6 protein-coding genes and 3 pseudogenes are annotated in these 11698 nt (G+C 74.4%); 4 read left to right on the forward strand and 5 right to left on the reverse strand.

Annotated elements, in window-relative coordinates; all coding sequences use genetic code 11:
• A partial coding sequence (locus tag J7E97_RS04840; protein ID WP_215022687.1) for a DNA-directed RNA polymerase sigma-70 factor occupies window positions 1-1259 on the forward strand: 1259 nt, incomplete at its 5' end.
• 169 nt (window positions 1260-1428) lie between these two features.
• Here J7E97_RS04840 and sucD read toward each other — a convergent pair.
• The 5 genes from sucD to J7E97_RS04865 form a co-directional block, all read right to left on the reverse strand.
• Window positions 1429-2319, reverse strand: a complete 891-nt coding sequence (gene sucD, locus J7E97_RS04845; RefSeq protein ID WP_215022688.1) for a succinate--CoA ligase subunit alpha — start codon at window positions 2317-2319, stop codon at window positions 1429-1431.
• Window positions 2320-2340: 21 nt separating this feature from the next.
• The gene (gene sucC / locus J7E97_RS04850) at window positions 2341-3519 is read right to left on the reverse strand and encodes an ADP-forming succinate--CoA ligase subunit beta (protein WP_215022691.1); all 1179 of its coding nucleotides are present in this window, start codon (window positions 3517-3519) and stop codon (window positions 2341-2343) included.
• Window positions 3520-3810: 291 nt separating this feature from the next.
• Entirely contained in the window at window positions 3811-4986 is a 1176-nt protein-coding gene (locus J7E97_RS04855) for a VWA domain-containing protein (RefSeq protein WP_215022693.1), read from the reverse strand.
• Window positions 4987-5515: 529 nt separating this feature from the next.
• Entirely contained in the window at window positions 5516-8329 is a 2814-nt protein-coding gene (locus tag J7E97_RS04860) for a DUF5682 family protein (RefSeq protein ID WP_215022695.1), read from the reverse strand.
• Entirely contained in the window at window positions 8326-9432 is a 1107-nt protein-coding gene (locus tag J7E97_RS04865; RefSeq protein WP_215022697.1) for an AAA family ATPase, read from the reverse strand. Before J7E97_RS04865 ends, J7E97_RS04860 begins: the two co-directional genes overlap by 4 nt.
• 134 nt (window positions 9433-9566) lie before the next feature.
• On the opposite strand from J7E97_RS04865, the pseudogene J7E97_RS04870 reads away from it, so the two are divergent.
• The 3 pseudogenes from J7E97_RS04870 to J7E97_RS04885 all read left to right on the forward strand — a co-directional run.
• Window positions 9567-9839 (forward strand): annotated as a pseudogene (locus tag J7E97_RS04870) (SWIM zinc finger family protein); the annotation flags it as partial.
• A gap of 311 nt (window positions 9840-10150) precedes the next feature.
• Window positions 10151-11251: pseudogene (locus tag J7E97_RS04880) on the forward strand (SWIM zinc finger family protein); the annotation flags it as partial.
• Between the two features lie 254 nt (window positions 11252-11505).
• Window positions 11506-11698 (forward strand): annotated as a pseudogene (locus tag J7E97_RS04885) (hypothetical protein); the annotation flags it as partial.

Raw genomic sequence — 11698 nt, forward strand, 5'->3', positions numbered from 1 at the left:
CGGGCACGGGCACGGGCGGCGGCCCGGACACCGACGCGGGCGCGAGCACGGGCGGCGGCCCGGGCGCGGGCACGGATACCGGCGCGGGTGTGGGCACCAACCCGGGCGCGGGCACCGGCACCGGCCCGGACGCGGGCACCAACACCGGCCCCAGCGCAAGCACCAGCGACCCGGGCACCGAAACCGGCCCGAGTGCGAGCACCAACACCGGCCCGGACGCGGGCACCAGGCCGGGCGCGGGCGCCGACACCGCCGGCCCGGATGCAGGCACCGGCGACCCGGGCATCGGCACCGCGCCGGAGGGGGGCTTCGACGCCGGCCCCGACGCAGGCACCGGCGACCCCGGCACCGCCACCGACCCGGCCGACGCCCCCGGCGCGGAGCCCGACCCCGGCGGAGCGGACCCGAGTACTGATGCCCGTACCGACCCGGAGGGCGCCCGCGCGGACACCGCGGCGGCCGCCTTCGACATCCTCTACAACCGCACCGCCCCCGCCCTCACCCGCCAGGCGTACCTCCTCACCGGCCGCCGCGCCCTCGCGCAGGAGGCCGTCGAGGACGCCTTCCGCAAGGCGTGGGCGCGCTGGCCGGAGGTCGCCACCGACCCGGACCCGGTCGGCTGGGTGCGCGCGGCCGCGTACGAGTACGCGCTCTCGCCCTGGCACCAGTTCAGACGGGCCCACAAACACCCCGACAAGCCCCCGGCCGACCCCGGCGACCGCATCCTCATGGACGCGGTGCTCGCGCTGCCGCCGGCCCACCGCCGCACCGTGCTCCTCTACGACGGCGTCGGGCTGGACCTCCCGGACACCGCCGCCGAGACCGAGGCCTCGACCCCGACGGCGGGCGGCCGCCTGGTCAACGCGCACGCCGAGCTCGCCGACCGGATCCCGGAACTGGCCGCCGCGGCTCCCGAGAAGCAGTCCGCGCTGCTGCGCGAGCGGCTCGGCTCGCTGACGCCTGCCGTCCCGCTGGAGCCGCGCTCCGCAGCCGTCGTACGGGCGACCTGCGAGGGCCGGGCGCGGCTGTGGACGCGGGCGGCCCTCGGGCTGACGACGGTGATCGCCGTCGCGGCGGCGTACACGGCGGCGACCGCGCCGACCGAGTACCTCCCCCCGCGCGCCCCCGGCGCGAACGTGTCGGGCGTGCCCCCGCACAGCGGCCCCCAGCAGCTCTCGGACGAAGGCCGGCAGTTGCACGACAAGCTCCTGTCCGACCCCGCGGCAGGACCGGCGAGGGTCTCCCCCAAGGCCGAGTGAGACCCGGTCCTCGTCCCGGGTCCGGGTCCCGGGTCCCGCGAGGGAATCCGTACGAGAAAACGGGCGTGGCCCGCACCCCTTCACAGGGTGCGGGCCACGCCCGTCACTGCGCGCGAGCCGCGTACGGATATCCGTACGGAGCCGCGTACGCCGACTGCTGCTACTGCTACTACTGCGCGGCGCTCAGGATCTCGCGCGCCAGCTTGGCCGTCTCGGTCGGCGTCTTGCCGACCTTGACGCCCGCGGCCTCGAGGGCCTCCTTCTTGGCCTGCGCGGTGCCCGAGGAACCGGAGACGATGGCGCCGGCGTGGCCCATGGTCTTGCCCTCGGGGGCGGTGAAGCCCGCGACGTAACCGACGACCGGCTTGGTGACGTGCTTGGCGATGTAGTCCGCCGCACGCTCCTCGGCGTCGCCGCCGATCTCGCCGATCATGACGATCAGGTCGGTGTCGGGGTCCGCCTCGAACGCCTCGAGGGCGTCGATGTGCGTGGTGCCGATGACCGGGTCGCCACCGATGCCGACGGCGGAGGAGAAGCCGATGTCACGGAGCTCGTACATCATCTGGTAGGTCAGCGTGCCCGACTTGGACACGAGACCGATGCGGCCGGGCTTGGTGATGTCGCCCGGGATGATGCCGGCGTTGGACTGGCCGGGGGTGATCAGACCCGGGCAGTTCGGGCCGATGATCCGCGTCTTGTTGCCCTTGCTGGTGGCGTACGACCAGAAGGCGGCGGAGTCGTGCACCGCGATGCCCTCGGTGATGACGACGGCCAGCGGGATCTCGGCGTCGATGGCCTCGACGACGGCGGCCTTGGCGAAGGCCGGCGGGACGAAGAGGACGGAGACGTTGGCGCCCGTCTTCTCGATCGCCTCGGCGACGGAACCGAAGACCGGGATCTCGGTGCCGTCGAAGTCGACGGTCGTGCCGGCCTTGCGCGGGTTCACGCCGCCGACGATGTTGGTGCCGTCAGCCAGCATCAGCTTGGTGTGCTTCATGCCCGTGGCACCGGTCATGCCCTGGACGATGACCTTGCTGTCCTTGTTGAGGAAGATAGCCATGTGAGTCTGTGACCTCTGCCCTTACTTCGCAGCCGCGAGCTCGGCGGCCTTGTCGGCCGCGCCGTCCATGGTGTCCACGCGCTGGACCAGCGGGTGGTTGGCGTCCGAGAGGATCTTGCGACCCAGCTCGGCGTTGTTGCCGTCGAGGCGGACGACGAGCGGCTTGGTGACCGCCTCGCCCTTGTCCTCGAGCAGCTTCAGCGCCTGGACGATGCCGTTGGCGACCTCGTCGCACGCGGTGATGCCACCGAAGACGTTGACGAAGACGGACTTGACGTCCGGGTCGCCGAGGATGATCTCGAGACCGTTGGCCATGACGGCGGCGGAGGCGCCACCGCCGATGTCCAGGAAGTTGGCGGGCTTGACGCCGCCGTGGTTCTCGCCGGCGTACGCGACGACGTCGAGGGTGCTCATGACGAGACCCGCGCCGTTGCCGATGATGCCGACCTCGCCCTCGAGCTTGACGTAGTTGAGGTTCTTCGCCTTGGCGGCGGCCTCGAGCGGGTTCGCGGCAGCGTGGTCCACGAACTCCTCGTGGCCCGGCTGACGGAACTCGGCGTTCTCGTCGAGCGAGACCTTGCCGTCGAGCGCGATGACGCGGCCGTCGGCCACCTTCGCGAGCGGGTTGACCTCGACGAGGAGCGCGTCCTCGGCGATGAAGGTCGCCCACAGGGTCACCAGGATCTCGGCGACCTGCTCGGCGACGGCCTCCGGGAACTTCGCCTGGGCGACGATCTCGCGGGCCTTCTCGATGGTCACGCCCTCGTTGGCGTTGACCGGGACCTTCGCGAGGGCCTCGGGGGTCTTCTCCGCGACCTCCTCGATGTCCATGCCGCCCTGCACCGAGGCCATGGCCAGGAAGGTGCGGTTGGTCCGGTCGAGGAGGTAGGAAACGTAGTATTCCTCGGCGATCTCGGGAGCGGTCTCCGCGATCATCACCTTGTGGACCGTGTGGCCCTTGATGTCCATGCCGAGGATGTCCGTCGCGCGAGCGACGGCCTCGTCGGGGGTGGCGGCGAGCTTGACGCCACCGGCCTTGCCGCGGCCGCCGACCTTCACCTGCGCCTTGACGACCGACTTGCCACCCATGCGCTCGGTGGCCGCTCGGGCTGCCTCAGGCGTGTCGATCACTTCACCGGCCAGCACCGGTACACCGTGCTTGGCGAAGAGGTCCCTCGCCTGGTACTCGAACAGGTCCACGCGCGTCCGTCCCTTGTCTTCAAAAGATTCGCAGTGATTCGCGGTTGTCTGCTATCTGCGTGGGCGTGCCGCGAAGGGCAACGTGACGGCGCGCTGTCACAAGGAAGGCGCACACGGTGACCGTGGACGCGGCATGTCCGTCCCGCAGGTTATCCCCGTGGGACGTAGGTCCCTAAATCGCAGATCACACCTGAGCGGTGATACCTGTCACAGATCGCCTCACGGTTGAACTGCATCTTCGTGTGATCCGCCGATATGGGAGCGCCCGGACGGCCCGTGCGGCCGGCGTGTTCAGGGGACGGGGACCGGCCCCGGAAGGGGCCGCTTCTCCAGGGCCGCGGCCATCACGTCCGGGAAGAGGTCGGGCGTGCAGGCGAAGGCGGGGGCGCCCAGCGCGGCCAGTGCGGCGGCGTGCTCGCGGTCGTAGGCGGGCGCGCCCTCGTCGGACAGCGCGAGCAGCGTCACGAACTCGACGCCCGCGCCCTTCATCGCGGCGACCCGCTTCAGCATCTCGTTCCGTATCCCGCCCTCATAGAGATCACTGATGAGGACGACGACCGTGTCAGCAGGACGGGTGATCTTCGACTGGCAGTAGGCGAGCGCACGGTTGATGTCGGTGCCCCCGCCGAGCTGCGTGCCGAAGAGCACGTCCACGGGGTCGTCGAGCTGCTCGGTCAGATCGACGACCGCCGTGTCGAAGACGACCAGGCGGGTCGCGATCGACCGCATGGAGGCGAGGACGGCACCGAAGACGGAGGCGTAGACCACGGAGGCCGCCATCGAGCCCGACTGGTCGATGCAGAGGATGACCTCCTTCTTCACCGACTGGGCCGCACGGCCGTAGCCGATCAGCCGTTCGGGGACGACGGTGCGGTACTCGGGGAGGTAGTTCTTCAGGTTGGCCCGGACGGTCCGGTCCCAGTCGATGTCCGCGTGCCGGGGCCGGCTGACCCGGGCCGACCGGTCGAGGGCGCCGGTGAGGGTGGCCCGCGTCCGGCTCGCGAGCCGCTTCTCCAGCTGCTCGACCACCTTGCGGACCACGGCGCGGGCCGTCTCCCGGGTCGTCTCCGGCATCGCCTTGTTGAGGGAGAGCAAGGTGCCCACGAGGTGCACGTCCGGCTCGACGGCCTCCAGCATCTCGGGCTCCAGCAGCAGCGCGGACAGGCCGAGCCGCTGGATCGCGTCCCGCTGCATGACCTGGACCACGGAGCTGGGGAAGTACGTGCGGATGTCCCCGAGCCAGCGCGCAACGTTCGGCGCGGACCCGCCGAGCCCGGCCGACCGCTCCCCCGCACCCTTGCGCCCCCCACCACCGCCTCCGTAGAGCGCCCCGAGCACCCCGTCCATGCCCGCGTCCGCCCCAGCGAGCACACACCCGGTCCCGTCAGCCTCCCCACCGAGCACCATCCGCCACCGCCGCACCCGCTCCTCGGCCCCACCCACCACCGAAACCTCCGCACCACTCATCGACCCGTCCCCCTGCTCTCGTCATCACCACTACCACCGGCCATCACCCACCGGCCGTCACCACCGGACACCACCCCACCGGCCCTCACCACCGGCACTTCCCAATCCACGCAGGCCGGGCTTGGCTTAGCCCGGCCGGGCCGGGCCGGGCCGGGCCCGGCTAAGCCAGGCCCAGCCCGGACTCGCCAGGCCCAGCCCAGCCCAGCCCAGCCAGGCCCAGCCCGGACTCGCTAAGCCAAGCTCTGCCCTGCCAAGCCCGGCCCGGCCCGGCCCGGCCCGGCCCGGCCCAGCCGCCGGGCATAATCCATGCCCGCCTGCCAAATCCAGCCCCGCCGACGTTTGAGGCGCGGGGTCTGGGGCGGAGCCCCAGGTCTTTCGGGACCGGGCGGAGCCCGGCTGGGTCCCCCGGGCGGAGTCTGGAAGAGGGTGGAGGGCGGGTTGGGGACAGACCCCGCGCAGCGGCCCACCCCGCAGCCCTGCCAGGACTTGCGGCCGGGGCCCGGAAGACAGGCCCGGGACCCGGCCCCGGTCAGGTCACCGCTCCCGCCAGCAGAAGCCGTACCAGGTCCACCACCGCATCCGCGCGCCCCGCGTCCAGCTCCGCGCCGAAGCCGGCCCCGACCGAGGAGCCGGATCCCACCGCGGCCGGGTGCCCGGCGGCCACGGCCGGCCCCCGGCGTGCCAGCTCCCCCAAGGTCCGCTTCACCCCCGGCTCATACGACCCGAACGTCCGCCGCAGCAGCGGCAGTACGTCGACGAACGCCCGCTCCGGTACCGACACCAGCCACCCATCGATCAGCCTGAGCAGCCGCTCGTCGTGGACCAGCAGCGTGCCGCCTCCCGAGCCGCCGCCCGCGAAGCCCTCGATCCAGCCCGCCGCGTCGGCCGGAGCCGATGCCGGGGACAGCGAGAGCCCCATCAGCCGGGCCGTCTCCTGCGGCGGCAGCCGCCCGTCGTCGAGCAACAGCCGGGCCGCCCGGCCGCGTATGAGCCCGGGGACGGTGTCCCGCCCGGCCAGCGCCCGCAACACCGCCGACCAGCGCTCCCGCAGCCCATCGGCCCCGGCGTCGACCCCGACGACCTCGGCCCCCACGCCGGTCCCACCAGGGGCCCTGGCGGCCTCGATCCCCACCCCGGCCCCACCGGAGGTCGCGGCGGCCCCGATCCCGGCATCGGCCCCACCGGAGGCCCCAGCAGCCTCGATCCCGGCGCCGGCCCCACTGACGGTCCCCGCAGCCTGGATCCCCAAGTCAGCCCCGCCCGAGGCTCCGGCCGCCTCATTCGCCGCACCGGTCCCACCCGAAACCCCGGCCGCCTCGACGCCCACACCGGACCCACCCGAGGCTCCGGCCGCCTCAACCCCCACGCCGCACCCACCCGAAACCCCGACGGCCTCGACGCCCACACCGGACCCACCCGAAACCCCGGCCGCCTCAACCCCCACCTCGACCCCGCCCGAAACCCCGGCCTCCTCAACCCCCACGCCGCACCCAGCCGAAACCCCGACAGCCTCGACCCCCACCTCGGCCCCGCCGGAGGCCCCGGCGGCGCCCAGCAGTCCGATCGCGCCGTGCACCGCGTCCACGTGCGCGCGCAGCTCCGCCGCCGCGTCGGCGTCCAGCCCCGCCGCGCAGGCGGGCGGCAGCGCCACGCAGATCCGCTCCGCGAGCCCGGCCGCGACCGTGCCCAGCGCCGCCGCGTCGGTGCCGCGCACGTCCCCGTACCGCAGGGAACGGGCCAGCGCGGGCAACGCCTTGGCCAGTCCGGCCACATCGGTGTCCAGCGCGGCCCGGTCGGCGAGCGCCCGCAGGACGGCGGGCAGCGCCTCGGAGAGCCCGGCCAGCAGGCACCGCTCGGCCAGCGCGGTGACGGCGCCCAGCTCCTCGGCGCCCGCCGCCTCGGCCTCCGCCCGGGCGGTGGCCGCCCCGAGCACCGTCGTCCCCCAGATGCCGGCCTCGGCCACCCGCACCGCGAGCTCCGGCTCCCAGCGGAGCCGCCAGGTCTCCCGGAAGGTGCCCGTGCTCCCCCGCGAGGCCACCGGCACGCCCCAGTCGATGCCGAGCAGCCGCAACCGGTGCAGCAGCAGGGACTTGGCCGCGTCGGTGTCCTTGCGCAGGTCGAGCTCCAGCTCCCGGTCCTGCGCTTCGGCCTTCAGGCGCAGCGAGCGCTGATGGCGGGTCACGTCCCGCTGGAGGGGCACGACGGGCGCCGCGTCCGGGACCTCGCCGAGCACATCTCCCACGACGAGGCGGTCCTCGATCAGCGCGAGCGGTATGTCGGACCCCTCGCACATCACGGCCCTGACCGCCTCCAGGGTCTCCGTCAGCCCCGGCACGGGCCTGCCCCGCATCGCGGCGAGGGTGTCGGCGAGCCGGACGGCTTCGATGACGTGCGCCGGGGAGACCTGCCGGTCCTCCTCGCGCAGCAGGCCGGCGACCTTGGTCAGCCACCGCTCGACGGGCCGGTCCCGGGCCGCGAAGAGGTGCGCGTACCACCCGGGTGAGGTGATGCCGGCCCCGTACCCGCCGGCCCGGGCGAGGCGCCGGTGGGTCCACGGGACCCAGGTGGTCTCGACCTTGACCTTGGGCAGTCCGGCGAGCAGCGCCTTGTCGGCGGCCGCGGTGGTCTTCGCCCGCAGGGCCGGGACGTGCCAGGCCCCGCAGACCACGGCGTACCCGTCGCCGAACTCGCGGCGCGCGGCCCGCATCCGCTGCCGCATGTACGCCTCGCGCACCAGGTCGCGGTGGTGGCCGCCGGCCCCGTACTCCTCGCGGAGGGCGCCCATGGCCTCGCCGAGCGCCTCGAACACACCCAGCGGGTCGCCTCCTGCACCATCCGCCCCGCCCCGGTGCTCGACCACGTCCTCCCACCAGCGCTCCGGATCGTCGTAACCGGCGGTCGCGGCGAGGACGGCGAGCGGGTCCAGCCGGACGGAGTCCAGCGCTTCCTCGCCCTCCTCGTCCCCCTCGCCCCCCGCCTCCGCCGCGCCCGCCCCCTCGCCCGACGGGGCCAGGGAGTGCGCGGCGGGGAGGTCGATGAACCGGACCGGCACGTCCCGCGCCTGCGCCCACCGGATGGCGGCCCATTCCGGGGAGAAGCCGGCCAGCGGCCAGAACGCGGCCCGCCCGGGATCGTCGGCGACGTGCGCGAGCAGCGCGACGGGCGGCCGCATCCCGGGGTCGGCGGCCAGCGGCAGCAGCGCGTCCCCCTCGGGCGGTCCCTCGATCAGGACGGCCGCCGGCTGCGCCGCGTCGAGGGCGGCCCGCACGGCGCGGGCCGAGCCGGGGCCGTGGTGGCGCACGCCCAGCAGCAGCGGCCCGCGCTCCTCCGTCCGCGGGCTCATACCGTCACCTCGCGGCAGGCGCGGTAGAAGTCCTTCCAGCCGTCGCGCTCGCGCACCACGGCCTCGAGGTACTCCTGCCAGACGACCTTGTCGGCGGCCGGGTCCCGCACGACGGCCCCGAGGATCCCGGCGGCCACGTCGGAGGCGCGCAACACGCCGTCCCCGAAGTGGGCGGCCAGGGCGAGGCCGCCCGTGACGACCGAGATGGCCTCGGCCGTGGACAGGGTGCCGCTGGGCGTCTTCACCTTCGTGCGCCCGTCGTCGGTGATGCCGCCGCGCAGCTCGCGGAAGACGGTGACGACGCGCCGGATCTCCTCCAGGCCCTCCGGCGCGGCGGGCAGGTCGAGGGCGCGGCCCATCTGGTCGACGCGGCGGGCCACGATGTCGACTTCGGCGTCGGCCGTGGCCGGCAGCGGCAGTACGACGGTGTTGAAGCGGCGGCGCAGCGCACTGGAGAGCTCGTTGACCCCGCGGTCGCGGTCGTTGGCGGTGGCGATGAGGTTGAAGCCGCGCACGGCCTGCACCTCCTGGCCGAGCTCCGGTATCGGGAGGGTCTTCTCGGACAGGACGGTGATGAGGGAGTCCTGGACGTCGGCGGGGATGCGGGTGAGTTCCTCGACGCGGGCGGTCATCCCCTCCGCCATGGCCCGCATGACGGGGCTCGGTACCAGGGCTTCCCGGCTGGGCCCGTGGGCGAGGAGGCGGGCGTAGTTCCACCCGTAGCGGATGGCTTCCTCGGGGGTGCCGGCGGTGCCCTGGACGAGCAGCGTGGAGTCTGCGCTGACGGCGGCGGCGAGGTGCTCGGACACCCACGTCTTGGCGGTCCCGGGGACTCCGAGGAGCAGTAGGGCCCGGTCGGTGGCGAGCGTGGTGACGGCGACTTCGACGATCCGGCGCGGTCCGACGTACTTGGGCGTGATGACGGTGCCGTCGTCGAGCGTGCCGCCGAGCAGGTACGTCGCCACGGCCCACGGGGAGAGCTTCCAGCGGGTCGGGCGGGGCCGGTCGTCGGCAGCCGCCAGGGCTTTCAGTTCGTGCGCGAAGGCGTCTTCGGCGTGCGGTCGCAGCGCCTCGGTGGCGGTCTCGTTCTCGGTCGTGGTCATGGTCCCCCTCCAATGCCTGACAGCCGCTTCCGACTGCTGGAACCACGATGCACCCGACCACTGACAACGGCCCCCGGACGACGTGTCGTTGCAGGTCAGAGCGATTGTCAGTGGGGGTCTCTACGGTGGGACACATGACTGAGCAGGGGGTCCGCTGGACAGCGGAACAGGTACTGGCTCTGGCTCCTGACGACGCGTCACGCAAGGCGGGGACCAGACTCGGCGGGGCGGGGCCGTGGTCGCAGACCGGAGGTTCCGCTTCCGGTGGGCTGTGGGGTTTGTGCAAGGGCAGCGGCAGCAAGCCGTACCGGACGGTCGTCGACCTGACCGGCCCGGCGTACAAGTGCTCTTGCCCGAGCCGGAAGTTCCCCTGCAAGCACGCGCTGGGGCTGCTGTTGCTCTGGTCGACGGAAGGGGTGGGTGATCCGGTCGGGGGTTCGGGTGGGGGCTCTGGAGGGGGATCGAGTGGGGGCCCGGAAGGGGGGTCAGGAGGGAGCTCGGNNGGGTGGCGGGGGGGGCGGGGGGGGGGCGCGGGCGGGGGGCTTCTGGGGGGGGGGGGGGGGGGGGGGGGGTGCCCGGGGGGGGGGGGGAGGGGCAGGGGCGGGGGGACCGCGCCTGGCTTGCGGGGGGGGGGGGGGGGGGGGGGGGGGGGGGGGGGGGGGGGGGGGGCCGGGAGGGGGGGTCAGGAGGGAGCTGGGGAGGGGGTTCGGAGGAGGCTTCGCCCGGGGCGCCGGACTGGGCGGCCGAGTGGCTCGCGGAGCGGGCGGCGAAGGCCGCGCGGCCCGCCGCCGACCGCTCCGCGGCGGGCGGTCCGGCGGACGCGGAGGCCGCCCGCAAGCGGGCCGAGCGACGGGCGGCCCGGATCGGCGCGGGCGTCACCGAGCTGGAGCAGCGGCTCGCGGACCTGGTGCGCGGGGGCCTGGCCGGGCAGGAGCAGGCGGGGTACGCGGCGTGGGAGGAGACCGCCGCCCGGATGGTCGACGCGCAGGCTCCCGGGCTGGCCGCGCGGGTCCGGGAGTTGGGGACGATACCCAGTTGCGGCACCGGATGGCCCGCCCGGATGCTGGAGGAGGCCGCGCTGCTGCACCTGCTGGACCGGGCCTGGCTGGGCGTGTCCGGATTGCCGGAGACCTTGGCCTCGACGGTCCGCACCAGGGTGGGGCTGCCGTCCACGGCGGAGGGCGAGGCGGTACGGGACCGCTGGCTCGTGCTGGCCCAGTACGACACGGCGTCACCCGACGGCCGCCTCACCACCCGCCGGATATGGCTGCGCGGGCTGGCGAGCGGGCGGACGGCCCTGGTCCTGGACTTCGGGCCGCCGGGGCGGCCACCGGGGCTCGCACTGCCCGTCGGGCTCGTGCTGGAGGCGGAGGCCCGCTTCCGGCCCGGCTCCGCGGGGCTGCGTGCGGATCTCGGCGAGCGGTTCGCCGCGGCCGCGCCGTACGGGGGCAGGCCGACGGGCGTGAGCACGGGCGCGGCACTGGAGGCGTACGGCGCGGCACTGCGCGAGGACCCCTGGCTGGAGTCCTGGCCGGTGGTGCTCGGCCCGGTGGTGCCGATACCGGGCGGACCGGGGGGACAGCCGGGAGGACCTCCGGAAGAAACAGCCTGGCAACTGGCGGACGTGGAAGGGACGTCCGCCCTGCCCGTGGCCTTGACCGGGGCCGGGAGCCGGCCCCGCACGGGGCTGTGGCAGCTGGCCGCGCTCTCGGGGGGCGGGCCGGTGACGGTGTTCGGCGAATGCGGACACCGCGGATTCACCCCGTTGACGGCATGGCAGCCGGACTCCTCGGAGCCGGTGGCACTGACGTCGCCCTGAGGGGCACCGGGGGTGGGAAACGGCGGCGCCGGGGGGCGCCGCCGGGTGCGAACGACTGAGCCGGGGGGCTTTTGTGGACGACAACCACGCCAGTTGAGGCCGCAGTCGTGGCGCCGCGGCCCAGCCGGGTCACGACGCCACGGAAAACAGAGCTGCTCCGGTCCCGCGGAGGGGGCGGGACCGGAGCACGGCACGCGACACGGCGCGCAGCACGGCACGAGCGCGCGGGGCATACGGACAAGGGAGGGGATCCGATGAACGCGGAGACGACGGCCTACGGGGACTGGGACGAACTGGTCGGCGCGGCCCTGCTGGGCACCGAGCGGCGCCAGGGCAGCCCCGAGGCGCTACTCGGGGCCGCGGCCCTGCAGACCGTACGGCGCAGGGCGGGACTGCGGCCCGCCGAGGCGGCCCCGCGGCCGGAGCCCGCGCCGCGCGATCCGCGCC

The sequence above is a fragment of the Streptomyces sp. ISL-66 genome (genome assembly GCF_018614135.1).
In the GTDB taxonomy this organism is placed as follows: domain Bacteria; phylum Actinomycetota; class Actinomycetes; order Streptomycetales; family Streptomycetaceae; genus Streptomyces.